Source organism: Streptomyces lacaronensis (genome assembly GCF_047337785.1).
In the GTDB taxonomy this organism is placed as follows: Bacteria; Actinomycetota; Actinomycetes; order Streptomycetales; family Streptomycetaceae; genus Streptomyces; species Streptomyces lycopersici.
This window is the reverse complement of the sequence record NZ_JBLHDK010000003.1, coordinates 7,392,876-7,417,461: the sequence shown is the minus strand read 5'-3', so window position 1 is coordinate 7,417,461 and position 24,586 is coordinate 7,392,876. Positions and strand designations below refer to the sequence as shown.

The following is a 24,586-nucleotide window of genomic DNA, read 5'->3' as shown; positions in this document are numbered from 1 at the left end:
ACGTCAGGACCTTCCGAATTCATTGTTGATGATGTCGAAGATGTCTTCGGCGGAGGCGGCGTCGAGATCGAGTTCATCGTCGTCGGCGCCGTCGGCGCCCGCCGCGCTCTCGTTCTCGTTCCAGGTCCGCAACAGCGCTTCGAGGCGCGCGGTGACCCGCTCGCGTTCCGTCGCGTCGTCGGAGACGTTGGAAAGGGTGAATTCCAGCTTGTCGATTTCGGCGAGGACGGGAAGCCCGGGGGTGGTGTCCTCGCCGAGCAGGTCGGCGCGCAGCACATCGGCGAGGGCGCCGGGCGTCGGGTGGTCGAAGACCAGCGTGGCGGTGAGCTGGAGTCCGGTGGCCGCGTTGAGCCGGTTGCGGAGTTCGACAGCGGTGAGGGAGTCGAAGCCCAGCTCCTTGAAGGCCCGGCCCGCCTGGACGGCCGTGGTGTCGTCGTGTCCGAGGACGGCGGCGACCTCCGTACGGACGAGGTCGAGCAGGGCCTTCTCGGCCTCGGACCCGGTGAGCCCCGCGAGCCGCTGCCGCAGGGACTCCGCCGGTGCCTCGGCCGAACCGCCACCACCCGCGCCCTCGGCCGGGTCCGCCGCGAGGGCGGCACGCACCTCGGGCAGATCGGCGATGAGCGGACGGGGGCGGGCCGCGGCGAAGGCGGGGGCGAAGCGGCCCCAGTCGACATCGGCCACGACCACGGCGGTCTCGTCCCGGTCCAGCGCCTGCTGGAGGGCGGCGATGGCGGAGTGCGGGGCCATCACCGGCAGGCCACGGCGGCGCAGTTGCTCGGCCGCCTCGTCGTCGGCGACGAGCCCGCCGTCCGCCCACGGGCCCCAGGCCACGGAGGTGGCGGTGAGACCGCGGGCCCGGCGCTGTTCGGCCAGCGCGTCGAGGAAGGCGTTTCCGGCCGCGTAGGCGCCCTGGCCGCCACTGCCCCACACCGCGGCGATCGAGGAGAAGAGCACGAAGGCGTCCAGCTCGGTGTCGCCGAGCAGCGCGTCCAGATGGACCGCGCCCGCCACCTTGGCGGCCACCACATCGGCGACATCGGCCGGGGTGGTCTCCGCGAGCGGTGCGAACTGCCCGGTACCCGCCGCGTGCACGACCGCCGTGAGCGGGTGCTGCGGGTGTTCGTCGCGGATCCGGGCCAGCAGCCCGGCCACCGCGTCCCGGTCGGTCACATCGCAGGCGACGACGGTCACCTGGGCGCCGGACGCGGCGAGTTCGTCGCGCAGCTCGGTGGCGCCGGGGGCGTCGGGGCCACGGCGGCTGGTGAGCATCAGATGCTCGGCGCCGTTCTCCGCCAGCCAGCGGGCCACATGGGCGCCCAGCGCGCCGGTGCCACCCGTGACCAGGACCGTGCCACGCGGCCGCCACGGCGCGCCGGTGGCCGGGGCGCGCTCGGCGTGAGCGCCCTCGGCCTGGGCGACCTTGGCGTGAGCGCCCCCGGCGTGGGTGCCCTCGGCGTAGGCCCGCTCGGCGTAGCCGCGCTCGGCGTGGGCGCGCTCGGCGTGGGCGAGGCGGCGGGCCAGGACTCCGGCCGTACGGATCGCCAGCTGGTCCTCGTCGCCGTCGCCGTGTCCGCCGAGCACACCGGCCAGGCGGTCGGCGGCCCGTTCGTCGAGCGTCGTGGGCAGGTCGATCAGACCGCCCCAGCGCTCGGGGTGCTCCAGCGCGACCACCCGGCCCAGGCCCCAGACCTGCGCCTGTGCGGCGCTGCCGACCGGCTCCGAGGGGGCGGTGGCGACGGCGCCGTTGGTGGCGCACCACAGCGGGGCGGCCAGGCCCGCGTCCCCGAGCGCCTGCACCAGCACTCCGGTGCGCAGCAGCCCGGTGGGCACGGCGGGGTGGTCGGGGTGCGCGCGCTCGTCCAGTGCGAGCAGTGACAGCACCCCGTGCACCGGCTCGTCGGCGGCGGCCCGGCGGATCCGCTCGGCCAGGGCGTCCCGGTCGAGGTCCGAGCCGTCGGCCGGGCCGTCCGCCGGGGTGATACGCCGGAGGTCGGCGCCCCGGTCGGCCAGCGCGGCCACCACACGCCGCACGGTGTCGACGTGGCCCGCGGCTCCGGCCGGTTCGGCGACCAGCCAGACGCCGGGGGCGGCGGCGAGCCGGGGCTCCTCCAGCGGCTTCCAGGTGACGCGGTAGCGCCGGCCGTCGAGCGCGGACCGCTCGCGTTCGCGGCGCCGCCACGCGGACAGCGCCGGGAGCAGCGCGCTGAGCGGCTGGTCCACGTCGATGCCCACCGCGTCCGACAGCGAGGCGACGTCATCGCTCTCGACCGCCTCCCAGAACCGGGCGCCGGCCGTGTCGAGGTCCGTGGCCCCCTGGCCGGGCGTGGGGTGCCCAGTGCCCTCGAGCCAGTAGCGCCGCCGCTGGAACGCGTACGTGGGCAGCTCGACGCGGCGGGCGCCGGTCCCGGCGAACAGCGCCTCCCAGTCCAGGGCCGCACCCCTGACGTGCAGGGTGGCGAGGGCGCCGGTCAGCGTCTCGGTCTCCGGGCGCCCGGCGCGCAGCACGGGCACGAAGGCCACGTCCTCGGCGCCCTCGTCCCCGGCGGTGACGCAGTCCTGCGCCATGGCGGACAGCACCCCGTCCGGGCCCAGTTCGACGTAGGTGGTGACGCCCTGGGCCTCCAGGGTGCGGACCCCGTCGAGGAAGCGGACGGCGTGGCGGACATGGCGCACCCAATAGTCGGCGGCCATGCCCAGCTCGTCGGAGATCTGCTGTCCGGTGACGGTGGAGACGATCGGGATGCGCGGCGCGTTGTAGGTCAAACCCTCGGCGACCTTACGGAACTCGGCGAGCATGCCGTCCATCAGCGGGGAATGGAACGCGTGGCTCACGGTGAGCCGCTTGGTCTTACGGCCCCGCTCCTGGAACGACGCCGCGACCGCGACAGCCGCGTCCTCGTCGCCCGCGATGACCACCGACGTGGGCCCGTTGAGCGCGGCGATGCCGACACGCTCGGTGAGCAGCGGCTCGACCTCGTCCTCCGCCGCCTGGAGCGCGATCATCGCGCCGCCGGAGGGCAGCTCCTGCATCAGCCGACCGCGCGCGGCCACCAGCGTGGCGGCGTCCTCCAGCGACAGCACCCCGGCCACGTGTGCGGCGGCCAGCTCTCCGATGGAGTGCCCGGTCAGGACGTCCGGCCGCAGCCCGGCGGCCTCGGTCAGCCGGAACAGCGCCACCTCGACGGCGAACAGCGCGGGCTGGGTGAACCCGGTCCGGTCCAGCGGCTCCTTGTCGTCCCCGAACAGCACGTCGTAAAGCGGCCGTTCCAGGTGCCGGTCCAGCTCGGCGCAGACCGTGTCCAGCGCCTCCGCGAAGACGGAACCGGCCTCGTACAGCTCCCGGCCCATGCCCAGCCGCTGGCTGCCCTGCCCGGCGAAGAGCACGGCGGTGCGGCCCTCCACGGGCACACCCCGGACCAGCTGCGCCGCGGACTCGCCGCGCGCGAGGGCGGTCAGCCCCGCGAGCAGCCGGCCCCGGTCCGGGCCGAGGACCACCGCGCGATGTTCCAGGGCGGACCGGGTGGTGGCCAGCGAGTACGCCACGTCCACGGCGTCGAGCCCGGCGTCGGCCTCGAGATGGGCGCGCAGCCGCTCGGCCTGGGCCCGCAGCGCGTCCTCGCCCTTGGCCGACAGCGGCCAGGCCACCACATCGGGCCGGACGAGCGGGCGCCGCGGTGCGGCTTCCCCGGCGGTCTCGTCGTGGACCGGTGCCTGGGCGGTCTCGTCGTGGACCGGTGCCTGCTCCAGGACCGTATGGGCGTTGGTGCCGCTGAAGCCGAACGAGGAGACGCCGGCGCGGCGCGGACGGCCGGTCTCCGGCCACTCCACCTGCTCCGTCAGCAGCGAGACGGCCCCCGCCGACCAGTCCACATGCGACGACGGCTCGTCCACGTGCAGGGTCCTCGGCAGCACCCCGTGCCGCATGGCCAGCACCATCTTGATGATGCCCGCGACACCGGCCGCGGCCTGGGTGTGGCCGATGTTGGACTTGATGGCGCCCAGCCACAGCGGCCGGTCCGCGGCCCGTTCCTGGCCGTAGGTGGCCAGCAGCGCCTGCGCCTCGATCGGGTCGCCGAGCCGGGTACCGGTGCCATGGGCCTCGACCGCGTCCACCTCGGCGGCGGACAGGCCCGCACCGGCCAGCGCCTGGCGGATGACCCGCTGCTGGGCGGGGCCGTTGGGCGCGGTCAGACCGTTGGAGGCGCCGTCCTGGTTGATGGCGGAGCCACGGACGAGCGCCAGCACCGGGTGGCCGTTGCGCCGGGCGTCCGACAGCCGCTCCACGAGCAGCATGCCCACGCCCTCGCCCCAGCCGGTGCCATCGGCGCCCGCCGCGAACGCCTTGCAGCGGCCGTCCGGGGCCAGCCCGCGCTGACGGCTGAACTCGATGTACGCACCGGGGCTCGACATGACCGTCACACCGCCCGCGAGCGCGAGCGAGCACTCGCCCTGGCGCAGCGCCTGGATCGCCCAGTGCAGCGCCACCAGCGACGACGAGCACGCCGTGTCCACGGTGACCGCCGGGCCCTCCAGACCGAAGGTGTACGCGAGCCGGCCGGAGACCACGCTGGCCGCGTTGCCCGTGCCCAGGTAGCCCTCGACGCCCTCGGGGACGGTGTGCAGCGAGGCGTCGTAGTCCTGCCCGTTGGAGCCGACGAACACTCCGGCGGAGGTGCCACGCAGCGTGGCCGGGTCGATGCCCGCGCGCTCGAACGCCTCCCAGGAGGTCTCCAGCAGCAGCCGCTGCTGCGGGTCCATCGCCAGCGCCTCACGCGGCGAGATCCCGAAGAACGCGGCGTCGAAGTGGCCCGCGTCGTAGAGGAATCCGCCCTCGCGTGCGTAGAAGGTGCCGCGCGTGTCCGGGTCCGGGTCGTAGAGCGCGTCCAGGTCCCAGCCGCGGTCGGCCGGGAACTCGGCGATGGCGTCCCCGCCCGCGGTGAGCAGCTGCCACAGCTCCTCGGGCGACCGCACCCCGCCCGGGAAGCGGCAGCTCATGGCGACGATGGCGATGGGGTCGTCATCGGCAGCGGCCGTCGCCGGAGCCGGGCGGGAGGCGTCGGCGTCGGTGCCGGTCCCGATGAGCTCCCCGCGCAGATAACCCGCGAGGGCGGCGGCCGTCGGGTAGTCGAAGACCAGGGTCGCGGGCAGCTGGACACCGCTGGCGGCACCGAGCCGGTTGCGCAGCTCGACGGCGGTCAGCGAGTCGAAGCCCAGCTCACCGAAGGCCCGGTCGGCGCCGATGGACTCCGAGCCGTCGTGTCCGAGCACCGCGGCCACCTGGGTACGGACCAGGTCCAGCAGCAGCCGGTCCCGCTCCGCCTCGCCCAGCCCGGCCAGCCGGGCGGCGAGCGAGGAGCCGTCGGCGGCGGGCGCGGTGGCGGTGGTCTCCGCCGCCGCACGGATCTCCGGGAGGTCCGCGAGCAGACGGCTGGGCCGGGCCGCGGTGAAGTCCGGTGCGAACCGATCCCAGTCGATGTCCGCGACCGTGACCACGGTGTCATCGAGGTCGAGCGCCCGCTGGAGCGCGCCGATCGCCAACTCGGCGTCCATCGGCGGCAGTCCGCCGCGCCGCAGACGCTGCTCCAGCGCCCCGTCCGTGGCCATCCCGCCCTCGGCCCACGGGCCCCAGGCGATCGAGGTGGCGGGCAGGCCCTCGGCGCGCCGCCGCTCGGCGAGCGCGTCCACGTAGGCGTTGGCGGCCGCGTAGTTGCCCTGACCGGCGGCGCCGAACGTGCCGCTGATCGAGGAGAACAGCACAAAGGCCGACAGCTCCCGATCGCGCGTCAGCTCGTCGAGATGGGCCGCGGCGGCCGCCTTGGCGCGCAGGACGCCGGTGAAGCGCTCGGGGGTGAGCGAGTCCAGTACGCCGTCGTCCAGCACCCCGGCCGTGTGCACCACGGCCGTCAGCGGCAGCTCGGCCGGGATGTCGGCGAGGAGCCGCGCGAGCGCGTCCCGGTCGCCCACATCGCACGCGGCGACCGTCACCCGGGCGCCGCAGGCGGCGAGTTCGTCGCGCAGCTCGGCGGCGCCGGGGGCGTCGAGGCCACGGCGGCTGGTGAGCAGCACATGCTCGGCGCCGCCCGCGACCAGCCAGCGGGCCACCCGCGCGCCCAGCGCGCCCGTACCGCCGGTGACCAGGGTCGTACCGGCGCCCGGCGTCCAGGAGCCACTGGCGGACGCGGACGCGGGCGCGGAGGCCCGGACGAGGCGGCGTCCGAACACGCCCGACGCCCGCACCGCCACCTGGTCATCGCCACCGGCACCGGCACCGCCACCAGCACTGGCACCGGCACCGGCACCGGCACCGGCCAGCACCTCCGCCAGCCGCCCCAGCGCACGTTCATCGGCCGTCTCCGGGAGGTCGACCAGACCGCCCCAGCGCTCGGGCACCTCCAGCGCGGCCACCCGGCCCAGGCCCCAGAGCCGCGCCTGCGCGGGGCTGACCGTTCCGTCCGAACGGCCCACGGCCACCGCGCCCCGCGTGGCCACCCACAGCGGCGCGCCGATGCCCGTGTCGCCCAGGGCCTGCGTGAGCGCGGCCGTCCGCAGCAGCACATCGCCGTCGCCATTGCCATCGCCATCGCTGTCCGTGAAGGCCAGCAGGGAGAGCACACCGCCGGTCACGGGCGCGTCGCCGACGGCCCCGGCCAGCCGCTCGGCCACCGTGGGGCGGTCGTCGGCGGCGGTCAGCTCGACGCGGCGTACGTCGACACCACGGTCGTTCAGCATCCGTACGGCACCCGCGACCCAGGCGTCCCCGGCCGCCTCGGCCGGTACCACCACGAGCCAGCCGCCGCTCAGGGACGCGGCGGAGCGGTCGGTGACCGGCTTCCACGACACCCGGTAGCGCCAGCCGTCCACCGTCGAACGCTCCGACTGCCGCCGCCGCCACGACGAGAGGGAAGGCAGCAGGGCCTCCAACGCCCCGTTGTCCTCGGTGCCGAGGTTCAGGGTCTCGGCGAGCGAGGCCAGGTCCGCGCGCTCGACGGCCTCCCAGAAGCGGGCGTCCACCGCGCTCTGAGCGGTGGCCTCGGGGGCGGCGGTGGCCGTCCGTACGTCCAGCCAGTAGCGCCGCCGCTGGAAGGCGTACGTCGGCAGCTCCACACGCCGCGTGCCGGTTCCGCCGTAGAACGCCTCCCAGTCCGGGGCGAGTCCCCGGGTGTGCAGGGTGGCGAGGGCGGTGGTGATGGTCTCGGCCTCGGGGCGGCCACCGCGCAGGACGGCGACGAAGCCCGCTGCCGTGTCGCCCTCGGCCAGGCAGTCCTGGCCCATGGCGGACAGGACGCCGTCGGGGCCGAGTTCGAGGTAGGTGGTGACGCCCTGGGCCTCCAACGTCCGTACGCCATCGAGGAAACGGACGGCCTCGCGGACGTGGCGCACCCAGAACTCGGGGGTCGTGATCTCCTCGGCGGAGACCACGGTGCCGGTGAGGTTGGACACGATCGGGATGCGCGGGGCCTCGTACGACAGCCCCTTCGCCACCTCGCGGAACGCCTCCAGCATCCCGTCCATACGCGGGGAGTGGAACGCATGGCTGACGGTGAGCCGCTTGGTCTTACGACCCCGCGCCTCGAACGCGGCCGCGATCTCAGCCGCCGCGTCCTCATCACCCGCGATGACCACCGACGACGGCCCGTTGAGCGCGGCAATCGAGACACGCTCGCTGAGCAGCGGCGCCACCTCATCCTCCGACGCCTGCACCGCGACCATCGCGCCACCCTCGGCAAGCGCCTGCATCAACCGCCCACGCGCCGCAACCAACTTCGCCGCGTCGGCCAACGACAGCACACCCGCCACATGCGCGGCGGCCAGCTCACCGATGGAGTGCCCGGAGAGGAAGTCGGGCCGCAGACCCCACGCCTCCACCAGCCGGAACAACGCCACCTCAACGGCGAACAACGCGGGCTGGGTGAACCCGGTCCGGTCCAGTACCGCCGCGTCCTCCCCGAACACCACGGTCTTCAGCGGCTGTTCGAGATACGCGTCCAGCTCATCGCAGACCGCGTCGAACGCCTCCGCGAACACCGGATAGGCGTCGCAGAGCTCACGCCCCATCCCCAGCCGCTGGCTGCCCTGCCCGGTGAACAGGAGCGCCAGCTTCCCGGCCACCGGCGAGCCCTGCACCAGGCCCGTGGCCGGTTCGCCGGAGGCCAGCGCCTCCAGGGCGCGCAGGAAGCCGTCGCGGCCGTCGGCCACCAGCACCGCGCGGTCCTCGAAGGCGGTGCGCCCGGCGGCCAGGGTGTAGCCGATGGCGGCCAGGTCCACGTCCTCGTCGGTGGCGCGCAGCCGGTCGCGCAGGCGACGGGCCTGGTCGCGCAGCGCGTCGCCGCCCACGGCCGACAGCGGCCACGGCAGCACCGGCGGTACGGCGGACGGCCGCGCCGCCGCGTCCTCGCGGTCCTCGGCGGCAGGCGGCTGCTCGATGATGGTGTGCGCGTTGGTGCCACTGATGCCGAACGACGACACACCGGCACGGCGCGGGCGGCCGGTCTCCGGCCACTCCACCTGCTCGGTCAGCAGCGAGACCGCGCCGTCCTCCCAGTCGACGTTCGGCGAGGGCGCGTCCACGTGCAGCGTCCGCGGCAGCACACCGTGCCGCATGGCCATCACCATCTTGATGATGCCCGCGACACCGGCGGCGGCCTGCGTGTGGCCGATGTTGGACTTGATGGACCCCAGCCACAACGGCCGGTCGGCCTCCCGCTGCTGCCCATACGTGGCGAGCAGCGCCTGCGCCTCGATCGGGTCGCCCAGCGTCGTGCCCGTACCGTGCGCCTCGACGGCATCCACCTCACCGGCCGCCAGTCCGGCGGTGGCCAGCGCCTGCCGGATGACGCGCTGCTGGGACGGGCCGTTCGGCGCCGTGAGGCCGTTGCTCGCACCGTCCTGGTTGATGGCCGAGCCCCGGACCACCGCGAGCACCGGATGGCCGTTGCGCCGCGCGTCCGACAGCCGCTCCACGAGCAGCATGCCCGCGCCCTCGGCCCAGCCCGTGCCGTCCGCCGATGCCGCGAAGGACTTGCAGCGGCCGTCCGCGGCCAGGCCGCCCTGACGGCTGAAGTCGATGAACGTCTCGGGTGTGGCCATGACCGCCACACCACCGGCCAGCGCCATCGTGCACTCGCCCGCGCGCAGCGCCTGGATCGCCCAGTGCAGCGCCACCAGCGATGACGAGCACGCCGTGTCCACGGTGACCGCCGGGCCTTCGAGACCGAAGGTGTACGCCACCCGGCCGGAGGCGATGGAGCCCGCGTTGCCGGTGCCGATGTAGCCCTCGACGCCGTCGGGGATGCCGTCGAGGCCGGTCACATAGTCGTGGTACATGACGCCCGCGAAGACACCGACACGGCTGCCGCGCACCCGCGCCGGGTCGATTCCCGCGCGCTCGAACGCCTCCCACGAGGTCTCCAGCAGCAGCCGCTGCTGCGGGTCCATCGCCAGCGCCTCACGCGGCGAGATCCCGAAGAAGTCCGGGTCGAAGTCGGCGGCGTCGTGCAGGAAGCCGCCCTCGCGGGTGTACGAGGTGCCCGCGTGGTCGGGGTCCGGGTGGTAGAGGCCGTCGAGGTCCCAGCCACGGTCCACGGGGAAGCCGGAGATGCCGTCGCCGCCGGTGGCGACGAGCTCCCACAGCTCCTCCGGGGTACGCACCCCGCCCGGGTAGCGGCAGCTCATGCCGACGATGACGATCGGGTCGTCGTCGAGCGCCGGGGCCGCCCCCGTCCGTACGGGGACCAGCGGCGCGGTGGTCTCCTCGGCGCCCAGCAGCTCCTCGCGCAGATGGTCGGCGAGGGCGGTGGGGGTCGGGTAGTCGAAGACGAGCGTCGCGGGGAGCCGCAGTCCGGTGACGGTCTTGAGGTCGTTACGGAGTTCGACGGCGGTGAGCGAGTCGAAGCCCAGCTCCTTGAACGCCCGCCCGGCCTCGACCGCGTCCGGCCCCGCGTAGCCGAGCACCGCGGCGACCCGGCCGCACACCAGCTCCAGCAGCTCACGGTCCTGTTCGGGCCGCGCGAGCCCGGCGAGGCGCTGGGCGAGCGAGGAGCCGTCGGCGGTGGCGGCCGTGGCGCCGGCCCGCCGGACCGGGGTCCGCACCAGGCCCCGGAACAGGGCCGGTACGGTCCCGGTCGCCGTGGCCTCGGTGCGCAGCCCCGCGTAGTCGAGCCGCATCGGGAACAGCACGGCGGCACCGTCGGCTCGGACCGCGTCGGCTCGGACCGCGTCGGCTCGGACCGCGTCGGCTCGGACCGCGTCGGCTCGGACCGCGTCGAAGAGCGCGAGCCCCTCGTCGGCGGCGATCGGGGCGACCCCGCCACGCGCGATGCGCCGCAGGTCCACCTCGTCCAGCTCGCTGCCCATGCCCGCACCGGCCCACAGGCCCCAGGCCAGCGCGGTGGCCGGAAGCCCCTGGGCGACGCGGTGCTGGGCAAGTGCCTCCAGGAAGGAGTTGGCGGCGGCGTAGCTCGCCTGTCCGGGCGCGCCGAACACGGCGGCGGCGCCGGAGAACAGCACGAACGCGGACAGCTCGTGGTCGCGGGTCAGCTCGTGCAGGTTCAGCGCCGCGTCCACCTTGGGGCGCAGCACGTGGGCCACCCGCTCGGGCGTCAGCGAGCCGAGGATGCCGTCGTCCAGGACGCCCGCCGTGTGCACCACGGCGGTCAGCGGATGGTCGGCCGGGACGGCGGCCAAGGTCGCGGCGAGCGCGTCGCGGTCGGCCACATCGCAGGCCGCCCAGGTGACGGTGGCACCGGCCGCGGTGAGCTCGGCGCCCAGCTCCTCGGCGCTCTCGGCGTCGGCGCCACGGCGGCTGACCAGCAGCAGGTGGCGTACGCCGTGGGCGGTGACGAGGTGGCGGGCGAAGAGGCCGCCGAGGGTTCCGGTGGCGCCGGTGACCAGTACGGTGCCGTTGGGGTCGTACGACGGGACGGTGACGGTTTCCGCGCCGTTTTCGACGTCTGTGTCGTCCGTGACCGGCACCCGGGCCAGCCGTGGCGCGAGCGCCACGCCCGCGCGGAGCGCCAGCTCCGCCTCGTCCACGCCGAGCGCGGCGGGCACCGTACGGTACGAGCCCTCCTCGCCGTCCACGTCCAGCAGCACCAGACGGCCCGGGTTCTCCGACTGCGCGGAGCGGAACAGACCGCGCACGGCGGCGTACGGCAGATCCGCCACGCCCGCGCCCGGCTCGGTCTCCACCGCCCCCCGGGTCAGCAGCACCAGCCGCGACCCGGCGAACCGCTCATCGGCCAGCCACTCCTGGAGCAGGGCGAGCATGGTCTGCGTGGCCTCGTGCACGGCCGACGCGTCGCCATCGCCACCGGCAACGCTCAGCAGGACGGTGTCGGGCGCGGGTGCCCCGGACTCCACGGCCGTGCGCAGCACCGCCAGGTCGCGGTACGCGGCGAGCCGCACCCCTGGCCCGAACGCGGCCTCCAGCGCGGCCAGTTCGGCGGTATCAGCGCCGAGCACCGCCCAGTCGCCCGTGACCGCGCCGGCCGCGGGCGCCGGAACCGCCGTCCAGTCCAGCCGGAACAGCGACTCGTGCAGCCCACCGCGAGCCGCGCGCACCTGGTCGGCCGAGGCCGCCCGCAGCGCCACGGACTCGACCGTGGCCACCGGACGGCCCGTGCCGTCGGCCACCAGCAGCGAGACCGCGTTCGACGACCGCTCCGACAGCCGCACCCGCAGCGCACCGGCCCCGGCCGCGTGCAGCTGGACGCCGTTCCACGCGAACGGCAGCAGCGCGCCCTCGGCCGGCGCCGACTCGCGGTCGGTGCTGTCGACGCCGATGACGTGCAGCGCGGCGTCGAGCAGGGCCGGGTGCAGCCCGAACCGCTCGGCCTCGGCGCCCGACGTCAGCGGCGCGTCCTCAGGGAAGCCCACCTCGGCGTAGAGGTTCTCGCCGAGCCGCCAGGCGCCCCTGAGCCCCTGGAACACCGGCCCGTAGCCGAGGCCCGCCCCGGCCAGCTCCTCGTACAGCCCGTCGACCGCGATCGGCGTCGCGCCCCGCGGCGGCCATACGGCGAGCTCATCGGGCTGGTCCGACTCGGACACCCGGACGCCGGGGGCGAGCACACCGGTGGCGTGGCGCGTCCACGGCTCGGTGCCGAGCGCGTCCTGCCGACGCGAGTGCAGGCTGAAGGAACGGCGGCCGGACTCGTCCGGCCCGTCCACGACGAGCTGCACCCGCACCCCGGTGTGCTCGGGCAGCACGAGCGGTGCTTCGAGGGTGAGTTCGTCCAGCCGCTCACAGCCGACCTGGGCGCCCGCCGTGCTCGCCAGCTCGACGAAGGCCGTGCCGGGCAGCAGCACGGTGTCCATGACCGCGTGGTCGGCCAGCCAGGGGTGGGTACGGGTGGAAAGTACCCCGGTGAGCAGGAGGCCATCGGCGTCCGCGAGCGCGACGGCGGCGCCGAGGAGCGGATGGTCGATGTCGCCCAGCCCGATCGACTCGGGGTCGCCCGCCGCGAGGGCCGCGGCGCTGGGCCAGTACCGGGTGCGCTGGAAGGCGTAGGTGGGCAGCTCGGCCGGGTCCACGGGGGCGGCGCCCGCACCGGCGAACACGGCCGCCCAGTCGGGCGTCACACCACGGACATGCGCCCGTGCGACGGCCGCGAGCAGCGCCTCGGCTTCGGGGCGGTCCTTGCGCAGGGCGGCGGCGAAGGCGGAGTCGGACGCGGAGTCGGTCACGCACTCCTGCGCCATCGCGGACAGGACGCCATCGGGGCCGAGTTCGAGGTAGGTGGTGACGCCCTGGGCTTCCAACGTCCGTACGCCATCGAGGAAGCGGACGGCCTCGCGGACGTGGCGCACCCAGAAGTCGGCCGTGGTGATCTCCTCGGCGGAGACCACGTCCCCGGTGAGGTTGGAGACGATCGGGATGCGCGGAGCCTCGTACGACAGGCCCTCCGCGACCTCGCGGAACGCGTCCAACATGCCGTCCATGCGCGGCGAGTGGAACGCATGGCTCACGGTGAGCCGCTTGGTCTTACGACCCTGCGCCTCGAACGCGGCCGCGATCTCAGCCGCCGCGTCCTCATCACCCGCGATGACGACCGACGTCGGCCCGTTCAGGGCGGCGATGGACACGCGCTCGGTCAGCAGCGGCGCCACCTCGTCCTCGGACGCCTGGATGGCGATCATGGCGCCACCGGCGGGCAGCTCCTGCATCAACCGGCCACGCGCCGCGACCAGCTTCGCCGCGTCGGCGAGCGACAGCACACCCGCCACATGCGCGGCAGCCAGCTCACCGATCGAATGTCCGGAGAGGAAGTCCGGCGTCAGACCCCACGCCTCGACCAGCCGGAACAACGCCACCTCAACCGCGAACAAGGCAGGCTGAGTGAACTCCGTCCGATCCAGTACCGCCGCGTCGCCCCCGAACAACACATCCCGCAACGGCCGCTCAAGGTACAGATCCAGATGCGCACACACCTCGTCCAGCGCGTCCGCGAACACCGGATAGGCGTCATACAGCTCACGCCCCATCCCCAGCCGCTGACTCCCCTGCCCCGCGAACAGGAACGCCACCTTGCCCTCAGCGACCGTCCCCTCGACCACACCCGGGGCGGACTCGCCCCGGGCCAGCGCGTCGAGTGTCCGCAGCAGCTCGTCCCGGTCGCCGACGGTGAGCACCGCACGCCGCTCCAGGGCGGCGCGGCCGACGGCCAGGGCGTGGGCGAGGTCAAGCGGCACCGACTCCGGCCGCGACGAGATGTGGGTGTGCAGCCGCGCGGCCTGCTCCCGCAGCGCTTCGGCGTTCTTGGCCGACAGGGCGAACGGCAGAAGGCCGCCGAGGCCATTTCGCTCTGATGCGTCGACCGGTGCGTCGACCGGCGCGTCGACCGCCGGAGCCTGCTCGATGATGGTGTGCGCGTTGGTGCCACTGATGCCGAACGAGGAGATACCGGCGCGGCGCGGGCGGCCGGTCTCCGGCCACTCCACCTGCTCGCTCAGCAGCGCGACCGCCCCCGCCGACCAGTCCACATGCGGCGACGGCGCGTCCACATGCAACGTCTGCGGCAACACACCATGCCGCATCGCCAGCACCATCTTGATGATGCCCGCGACACCGGCCGCCGCCTGCGTATGCCCGATGTTGGACTTGATGGACCCCAGCCACAACGGCCGGTCGGCCTCCCGCTCCTGCCCATACGTGGCCAGCAGCGCCTGCGCCTCGATCGGGTCACCCAGCGTCGTACCCGTGCCATGCGCCTCGACGACATCGACATCGCCGGTCGTCAGCCCGGCGCTGGTCAGCGCCTGGCGGATGACGCGCTGCTGGGACGGGCCGTTCGGCGCCGTGAGGCCATTGCTCGCACCGTCCTGGTTGATGGCCGAGCCCCGGACCACCGCGAGCACCGGATGGCCGTTGCGCCGCGCGTCCGACAGCCGCTCCACGAGCAGCATGCCCGCGCCCTCACCCCAGCCCGTGCCATCCGCACCCGCCGCGAACGCCTTGATCCGGCCATCGGCGGCCAGTCCGCGCTGACGGCTGAAGTCGATGAAGTTCTCGGGGGTGGACATCACCGTGACACCACCCGCGAGCGCCATCGCGCACTCGCCCTGCCGCAGCGCCTGCACCGCCAGATGCAGCGCCACCAGCGATGACGAGCAGGCCGTATCGACCGTGACGGCCGGGCCCTCGAGACCGAAGGTGTACGCCACCCGCCCGGACACCACGCTCGCCGCGTTGCCCGTGCCCAGATGGCCCTCCAGACCCTCGGGCGCCCGCATCAGCAGCGACAGATAGTCCTGGCCGTTGGTCCCGGCGAAGACACCGATCTGCTGACCGCGCAGCGTGGCCGGGTCGATGCCCGCGCGCTCGAACGCCTCCCACGAGGTCTCCAGCAGCAACCGCTGCTGCGGATCCATCGCAAGCGCCTCACGCGGCGAGATCCCGAAGAACGACGCGTCGAAGTCCCCGGCGTCGTAGAGGAAACCGCCCTCACGCGTATACGACGTCCCCTGACGATTCGGATCCGGGTCGTACAGCCCCGCCAGATCCCAGCCACGGTCCGACGGGAACTCCGCAATCGCGTCCCCGCCCGCCGTCAGCAGCTGCCACAGCTCCTCCGGCGACCGCACCCCACCCGGGAACCGGCAGCTCATCGCCACAATCGCGATCGGATCATCGGCCACCGCGACCGCCGGAGCCACCACGCCACCCGCCGCCGCAGCGTCCGCGCCCAGCAGTTCAGCACGCAGATGGTCGGCGAGCGCGGTGGCGTTCGGGTAGTCGTAGATGAGCGTGGCGGGCAGCCGCAGTCCGGTCGCCGCGTTGAGCCGGTTGCGGAGTTCGACGGCGGTGAGCGAGTCGAAGCCCAGCTCCTTGAAGGCGCGCCCGGCCCCGACCGCCTCGGCCCCGCCGTGCCCCAGCACCGACGCGACCTGTGTACGCACCAGCTCCAGCAGTGTCTGTGCGCGCTCGTTCTCCGTCAGCCCGGACAGCCGCTCCGCGAGTGTGCCGGTGCCGGTCCCGGCGGTGGCGACCGGGCGCGGCGCGCCCTCGGCGACCGGCGCCGGACGCGCGGCCCGCACCTCGCCGAACAGCGCGCTCGGCCGTACGGCGGTGAACTCGGCGAGGAACCGGCCCCAGTCGAGGTCCGCGACCGTGACGGCGGTGTCATCGAGGTCCAGCGCCTGCCGCAGCGCGGTGAGCGCCGACTCGGGTGCCATCGGCGGCACTCCGTCGCGGCGCATCCGGCGCTCCAGCGCCTCGTCGGCGGCCATGCCGCCCTCGGCCCACGGGCCCCAGGCGATCGAGGTGGCGGGCAAGCCCTGGGCGCGGCGCAGCTCGGCCAGCGCGTCCAAGTAGGCGTTGGCAGCGGCGTAATTGCCCTGACCGGCGGCGCCCACCGAACCGGCAAGCGAGGAGAAGAGCACGAACGCCGAAAGGTCCAGGTCGCGGGTGAGCTCATGGAGGTTCTGCGCGGAGGTGGCCTTGGCGCGCACCACCCGCTCCAGGCGCTCGGCGTCCAGCGTGTCCACGAGGCCGTCGGCCAGCACACCGGCGGCGTGCACGACGGCGGTCAGCGGGAACTCGGCCGGTATGGACGCCAGCAGCTCGGCGAGCGCGTCCCGGTCCGCCACGTCACACGCGGCAACCGTCACCCGAGCACCCGAAGCCGCCAGCTCATCGCGCAACTCCGCCGCGCCCGGGGCGTCGAGACCCCGGCGGCTGGTGAGCACGACATGCTCGGCGCCGTTCTCCAGCAGCCAGCGCGCCACATGCGCGCCCAGCGCGCCCGTACCGCCCGTCACCAGCACCGAACCGGACGCCCGCCAGCCCTCGTCGCCCGACGTCCGGGTCCCGGAGGCCTCCGTCAACCGGCGGCCGAAGACGCCCGAGGCGCGCACCGCGACCTGGTCCTCGCCCGAGCCACCGGCCCCGGCCCCGGCCAGCACACCGGCCAACCGTCCCAGCGCACGCTCGTCGGCCGTCTCCGGAAGGTCGACCAGACCGCCCCACCGCTCCGGCAGCTCCAACGCCACCACCCGACCAAGCCCCCACACCAGCGCCTGGGCCGGGCTCACCACACCATCCGAACGCCCCACCGACACCCCACCCCGCGTCGCCACCCACAACGGCGCACCCACACCCGCATCACCCAACGCCTGCACCAACGCGGCCGTACGCAACAGCCCCGACGCGGACTCCACCGCCAGCAGGGAGAACACCCCCGCCACCGAACCGCCCACGACCGCCGCACGCAGCTCCTCCGCCAGTCCGGCGCGGTCCACCGCATCCGACTCGACCACGCGCACATCCACACCACGCCCGGCCAGCATCCGCACCACACCCGTGGCCCAGGCGCCCTCGGCCTCGTCCGCCGGGACGACCACCAGCCAGCAGCCACCCAGCACCCCGGTGGCCGACCGCTCCGTCACCGGCTTCCACGACACCCGGTAACGCCAGCCGTCCACTGCCGAACGCACCGACTCGTGCCGCCGCCACGACGACAACGCGGGCAACACCTCACCCAGCGAAACCCCCGGATCCACCGCGAGCTCCGCCGCCAGCGCGGCCACATCCCCGCGCTCCACCACATCCCAGAAGCGCCCGTCGACGGCACCGCCCGGTGCGACCTCCGACGCCGCCGGGGCCTCCTCCCACCAGTACCGGGTGCGCTGGAAGGCGTAGGTCGGCAGCTCGACCCGCCGGGCCCCGGTGCCCTCGAAGTACCGGCCCCAGTCCGGGGACTGGCCCCGGACATGCGGCAGGGCGAGGGCGGCGGTCACGGACTCGGCCTCGGCACGGCCCTTCCGCAGCGTGGCGGCGAACGCGGCGTCCTCGCCGGTCACACACTCCTGCGCCATCGCGGAGAGAACGCCATCGGGACCGAGCTCGACGAAGGTCGTCACACCCTCCGCTTCCAGCGTCCGCACACCGTCGAGGAAGCGCACAGCCTCACGGACATGGCGCACCCAGAAGTCCGGGCTGGTGATCTCCTCGGCGGACACCACGCCACCGGTGAGGTTGGACACGATCGGGATACGCGGGGCCTCATACGACAGCCCCTCCGCGACCTCGCGGAACGCGTCCAACATCCCGTCCATACGGGGCGAGTGGAACGCATGGCTGACGGTGAGCCGCTTGGTCTTCCGACCCCGCGCCTCAAAACCGCACGCGATCTCCAGAGCCGCGTCCTCATCACCCGCGATGACGACAGACGACGGCCCGTTGAGCGCGGCGATCGACACCCGCTCGGTCAGCAGCGGCGCAACCTCATCCTCCGACGCCTGCACCGCGATCATCGCGCCACCGGCCGGAAGCGCCTGCATCAACCGCCCACGCGCCGCCACCAGATTCGCCGCGTCCGCCAGCGACAACACACCCGCCACATGCGCGGCGGCCAACTCACCAATCGAGTGCCCGGAGAGGAAATCGGGCCGCAACCCCCACGCCTCCGACACCAGCCGGAACAACGCCACCTCAACCGCGAACAACGCGGGCTGAGTGAACCCCGTCCGATCCAGCGCCTCGGCGTCATCCCCGAACAACACATCCCGCAACGGCCGCTCAAGATGCAGATCCAGATGCGCACACACCTCGTCCAGCGCGTCCGCGAACACCGGGAAGGCGTCATACAGCTCACGCCCCATCCCCAGCCGCTGACTCCCCTGCCCCGTGAACAGGAACGCCAACTTGCCTTCCGCAACCGTCCCCTCGACCACGTCCGGGACGGACTCGCCCCGGGCCACCGCGTCCAGGCCCGCAAGGAACGTCTCGCGGTCCGTGGTGACGAGCGCCGCGCGCCGCTCCAGAGCGGCGCGGCTGGTGGCGAGCGAGAAGGCGAGGTCGGTCGCGCTCAGCTCGGGGTGGGTGCGGAGATGAGTGGCCAGCTGTGCGGCCTGGGCGTGCAGCGCCTGCCCGTCCTTCGCCGACAGCAGCCACGGCAGCACGGTCAGCTCACGAGGCGCGGGCTGCTCTCCCGGGGCAGCCGGGGCAGCCGGAAGGGCCGGAACGGCCGGGGCCTGCTCGATGATGGTGTGCGCGTTGGTGCCGCTGAGCCCGAAGGACGACACGCCCGCACGGCGCGGGCGGCCGGTCTCCGGCCACTCCACCCGCTCCGTCAGCAGCGAAACGGCCCCCGCCGACCAGTCCACATGCGGCGACGGCGCGTCCACATGCAACGTCTGCGGCAACACACCATGCCGCATCGCCAGCACCATCTTGATGATGCCCGCGACACCGGCCGCCGCCTGCGTATGCCCGATGTTGGACTTGATGGACCCCAGCCACAACGGCCGGTCGGCCTCCCGCTCCTGCCCATACGTGGCCAGCAGCGCCTGCGCCTCGATCGGGTCACCCAGCGTCGTACCCGTACCGTGCGCCTCGACCGCGTCCACATCCCCGGCCGACAGCCCCGCACCGGCCAGCGCCTGCCGGATGACGCGCTGCTGGGACGGGCCGTTCGGCGCCGTCAGACCATTGCTCGCACCGTCCTGGTTGATCGCGCTGCCCCGCACGATGGCCAGCACCGGGTGGCCGTTCTTCTCCGCGTCCGACAGCCGCTCGACCAGCAACATGCCCGCGCCCTCGCCCCAGCCGGTGCCGTCCGCACCGGCCGCGAACGCCTTGATCCGGCCGTCCTCAGCGAGTCCGCGCTGACGGCTGAAGTCCACGAACGCCTCCGGCGTGGACATCACCGTGACGCCACCCGCGAGCGCCATCGTGCACTCGCCCTGCCGCAGCGCCTGAACGGCCATGTGCAGGGCCACCAGCGACGACGAACACGCCGTGTCCACCGTGACCGCCGGGCCCTCGAGACCGAAGGTGTAGGCGACCCGCCCGGACACCACGCTCGCCGCGTTGCCCGTACCCAGATGGCCCTCCAGGCCCTCCGGCGGGGTGGAGACGAGCCCGGCGTAGTCCTGGCCGTTGGTGCCCGCGAAGACACCGGTACGGCTGCCGCGCAGCGTGGCCGGGTCGATGCCCGCGCGCTCGAACGCCTCCCACGAGGTCTCCAGCAGCAACCGCTGCTGCGGATCCATCGCAAGCGCCTCACGCGGCGAGATCCCGAAGAACGACGCGTCGAAGTCCCCGGCGTCGTAGAGGAAACCACCCTCACGCGTATACGACGTCCCCTGACGATCCGGATCCGGATCGTACAGCCCCGCCAGATCCCAGCCACGGTCCGACGGGAACTCCGCAATCGCGTCCCCACCGGCCGTCAGCAGCTGCCACAGCTCCTCCGGCGACCGCACCCCACCCGGGAACCGGCAGCTCATCGCCACAATCGCGATCGGATCACCGGCCACCGCAACCGTAGGCGCCACCACGCCACCCGCCGCCACAGCATCCGAACCCACCAGCTCCGTCCGCAGATGGTCGGCGAGGGCAGTGGCGTTCGGGTAGTCGTAGATGAGCGTGGCGGCCAGACGCAGGCCCGTCGCCGCGTTCAGCCGGTTACGCAGCTCGATCGCGGCCAGCGAGTCGAAGCCCAGCTCCTTGAAGGCGCGCCCGGCCCCGACCGCCTCGGCCCCACCGTGCCCCAGCACCGACGCGACCTGCGCACGCACCAACTCCAGCAGCGCGCGGTCCTGTTCGGCCCTCGGAAGGCCGCTCAGGCGCTCGCCGAGCGGGGAGGCGGAGTCGGCGTCGGTGACGACCTTGACGGTGTCGGCGCCGGTCGCCGCGCCCGGCCCGGCCTCGGCCGCCAGCTCGGCGATCAGCGGGCTCGGCCGTACGGCGGTGAGGGTGCGGGTGAAGTTCTCCCAGTCGATGTCCGCGACCGTCACAGCGGTGTCATCGAGGTCCAGCGCCTGCCGCAGCGCGGCGACGGCCGACTCGGGCGCCATCGGCGGCATGCCCTCGCGGCGCATCCGCCGCTCCATGGCGTCGTCACCGGCCATCCCGGAGTCCGCCCACGGGCCCCAGGCGATCGAGGTGGCGGGCAGGCCCTGGGCGCGCCGCCGCTCGGCCAGCGCGTCCAAGTAGGCGTTGGCCGCAGCGTAGTTGCCCTGACCGGCGGCGCCCACCGACCCGGTGATCGAGGAGAAGAGGACGAACGCCGAGAGGTCCATGTCGCGCGTCAGCTCGTCCAGATGCAGCGCGGCGTCGGCCTTCGCCCGAAGCACCGAGAGGAACCGTTCGGGCGTGAGCGAGTCCAGTACGCCGTCGTCGAGCACACCGGCCGCGTGGACGACAGCGGTCAGCGGGAACTCGGCCGGTATGGACGCCAGCAGCTCGGCGAGCGCGTCCCGGTCCGCCACGTCACACGCGGCAACCGTCACCCGAGCACCCGAGCCCGCCAGCTCATCCCGCAGCTCGGCCGCACCCGGAGCCGCCAGCCCACGGCGGCTGGTGAGCACCACATGCTCGGCACCGTTCGCCACCAGCCATCGGGCCACATGCGCACCCAGCGCACCCGTACCGCCCGTCACCAGCACCGAACCCGAGGCCCGCCAGCCCTCGTCGCCCGACGTCCGGGACCCGACCGCCCGCACCAGCCGGCGTCCGAAAGCACCCGAGGCACGCACCGCGACCTGGTCCTCACCCGAGCCACCGGCCCCGGCCCCGGCCAGCACACCAGCCAGCCGACCCAACGCACGCTCATCCACCGACTCCGGCAGATCGACCAGACCACCCCACCGCTCCGGCAGCTCCAACGCCACCACCCGACCAAGCCCCCACACCGAAGCCTGACCAGGCACCACCACACCATCCGAACGCCCCACCGACACCCCACCCCGCGTCGCCACCCACAACGGCGCACCCACACCCGCATCACCCAACGCCTGCACCAACGCGGCCGTACGCAACAACCCCGACTCGGACCCGACCGCCAACAGGGAGAACACCCCCGCCACCGAACCACCCACAACCGCCGCACGCAGCTCCTCCGCCACCCCGGCACGGTCCACCGCATCCGACTCGACCACACGCACATCCACCCCACGCCCGGCCAACATCCCCACCACACCCGAAGCCCAAGCACCCCCGGCCTCATCCGCCGGAACGACCACCAGCCAGCAACCACCCAGCACCCCGCCGGCCAACCGCTCCGACACCGGCCGCCACGACACCCGGTAACGCCAGCCATCCACCACCGAACGCACCGACTCCTGCCGCCGCCACGACGACAACGCGGGCAACACCTCACCCAGCGAAACCCCCGGATCCACCGCCAGCTCCGCCGCCAACGCGGCCACATCCCCGCGCTCCACCACATCCCAGAACCGCCCGTCCACCGCCGAGCCCGGCCCGGCCTCCGACGCCGCCGCTCCGGCCGGGGCCGGGGCGTTGAGCCAGTACTGCTGGCGCTGGAAGGCGTAGGTGGGGAGGTCGATCGTGCGGGCGCCGGTGGTGGCGTACGGAGCGGCCCAGTCGGCCTTCTTGCCCCGGACGTACGCCAGCGCCACGGCAGCCGTCAGGGTCTCGGCCTCGGGGCGCCCGGCGCGCAACGCGGCGGCGTACGCGGTGCGGTCGGCGTCGGCGTCGGCGTCGGCGTCGGCGTCGGGCAGACAGTCCTGGGCCATGGCGGTGAGCACGGCGTCGGGGCCGAGCTCCAGGAAGGTGGTGGCGCCCTTGTCGGCCAGGGTGCGCACACCGTCGAGGAAGCGGACGGCCTCGCGGACGTGGCGCACCCAGTACTCGGGCGAGCACAGCTCCTCGGCGGTGGCGACGCGTCCGGTGACGGTGGAGACCACGGGGATGCGCGGCGGCGCGTACTCCAGCACCTGGGCGACGCGCCGGAATTCGGCGAGCATGCCGTCCATCAGCGGGGAGTGGAACGCGTGGCTGACGGTGAGCCGCTTGGTCTTCCGACCCCGCGCCTCAAATCCAGAAGCGATCTCCAGCGCGTCCTCCTCGGCGCCGGAGACGACGACCGACCGGGGGCCGTTGATCGCGGCGACGCCGATCCGGTCCTCGCGCCCGGCGAGCAGCGGCAGCACCTCGTCCTCCGACGCCTGCACCGCGACCATCGCGCCACCCTCGGCAAGCTCCTGCATCAACCGCCCACGGGCGGCGACCAGGGCGGCGGCGTCCTCCAGGGACAGCACACCCGCCACATGGGCGGCCGCGATCTCGCCGATGGAGTGTCCGGCGAGCAGTTCGGGACGCAGTCCCCAGGACTCGAGGAGGCGGTAGAGCGCGACCTCGATGGCGAACAGGGCGGGCTGGGTGTAGTCGGTGCGGTCCAGGAGGGCGGCCTCGGGGCTGCCCTCCTCGGCGAACAGCACGTCGAGGAGCGGGAGTTCGAGCTGCTCCTCGAGGTACCAGCAGGCGTCGTCGAGAGCTTCGGCGAAAACAGGGTAGGCGGCGTGGAGCTCACGGCCCATGCCGAGGCGCTGGCTGCCCTGTCCGGTGAACAGCAGGGCGAGCTTTCCCGCGACGGGGGCGCCGCGCACCACGGACGGCCCGTCGCCGCCGTCTGCGAGGGTGCGCAGGGCGGTGAGGAAGCCGTCGCGGTCATCGGCGAGGAGTACGGCGCGCTGTTCGAAGGTGGCGCGAGTGGTGGCCAGGGAGTGGCCGATGTCGGTGAGGGCGAGGTCGGGGTCGGCCTCCAGCAGCGCGTGCAGCCGCTCGGCCTGCCCCTGGAGGGCGTCGGTGGTCTTCGCGGAGATGGCCCAGGGCAGCGGGGCGGTGCCCTGCGCGGTGTCCGCACCATCAGGACCGTCCGCACCATCAGGACCGTCCGCACCATCAGGACCGTCCGCACCATCAGGACCGTCCGCTCCGTCGCGGTCCTCGACCGGCGGCTGCTCGATGATGGCGTGCGCGTTGGTGCCGCTCATGCCGAATGACGAGACGCCCGCGCGGCGCGGGCGGTCGCTCTCCGGCCAGGGCCGCGCCTCGGTCAGCAGCTTGATGTCACCGGCGGTCCAGTCGACATGCGGGGTCGGCTCGTCCACGTGCAGCGTCCGCGGCAGCACCCCGTGCCGCATCGCCATGACCATCTTGATGATGCCGCCGACACCGGCCGCGGACTGGGTGTGGCCGATGTTGGACTTGAGCGAGCCGAGCCACAGCGGCCGGTCCGCCTCGCGGTCCCGGCCGTAGGTGGCGAGCAGCGCCTGGGCCTCGATGGGGTCGCCGAGCGTCGTCCCCGTGCCGTGGGCCTCGACCGTGTCGACCTCGCCGGCCGTCAGCCCGGCCCCCGCGAGGGCCTGGCGGATGACGCGCTGCTGGGCGGGGCCGCTGGGGGCGGTCAGGCCGTTGCTGGCGCCGTCCTGGTTGATGGCGGTCGAGCGGACGACGGCGAGGACGCGGTGGCCGTTCCTACGGGCCTCCGAGAGCCGCTCGACGAGCAGCATGCCGACGCCCTCGCCCCAGGCGGTGCCGTCGGCCGCGGCGGCGAACGGCTTGCAGCGGCCGTCGGGGGCGAGGCCGCGCTGGCGGCTGAAGGCGATGAACGAGCCGGGGTTGGCCATGACCGCCGCGCCACCGGCGAGCGCCATGGTGCACTCGCCCGCGCGCAGCGCCTGGACGGCCAGGTGGAGCGCCACCAGGGAGGAGGAGCAGGCGGTGTCGACGGTGACGGTGGGGCCCTCGAAGCCGAAGGTGTAGGCGATCCGGCCGGAGGCGACGCTGGCGGCGTTGCCGGTGACCAGATAGCCCTCGAAGCCCTGCTCGGCCTCGTGCAGCCGGGGTCCGTAGTCCTGGGTCTCGGCGCCGACGAACACACCGGTCCGGCCGCCCCGGAGGATCGCGGGGTCGATACCGGCGCGTTCGAAGACCTCCCAGGAGGTCTCCAGCAGCAGCCGCTGCTGCGGATCCATCGCGAGGGCCTCGCGCGGGGAGATTCCGAAGAACGCCGGGTCGAACTCATCGGCGTCGTGCAGGAATCCGCCTTCGCGGGTATAGCTGCTGCCCGGCCGGTCCGGGTCGGGGTCGTAAAGTCCGGCGAGATCCCAGCCCCGGCTCACCGGGAATTCGGAGATGACGTCCTTTCCGCCCGCGACGATTTCCCACAGTTCTTCGGGGGATCCGACCTCACCGGGGAACCGGCAGCTCATTCCGACAATGGCGATGGGCTCGTCGGCGGCTATCGGGCCCATTCCGGCGTCGGCCGGGAACGCGTCGGAGTCATCGTCCGCACCGAGCAATTCGGTCCGCACATGGCGGGCGAGGTCGGCGGGGGTG

The 24,586-nt window shown here is 73.9% G+C and carries 1 protein-coding gene; it reads right to left on the bottom strand.

Annotation, left to right across the window (positions count from 1 at the left end):
• Positions 1-3 precede the first annotated feature (3 nt).
• Positions 4-24,459 (bottom strand): type I polyketide synthase, encoded by a 24,456-nt coding sequence (locus tag ACMTAK_RS32175; protein WP_461773844.1) that lies wholly within the window; start codon positions 24,457-24,459, stop codon positions 4-6.
• Positions 24,460-24,586 lie beyond the last annotated feature (127 nt).

Coding starts and splice junctions, on each gene's coding strand:
- ACMTAK_RS32175 (WP_461773844.1), bottom strand. CDS start 24,459: ATGAGCTGCCGGTTCCCCGGTGAGGTCGGATCCCCCGAAGAACTGTGG.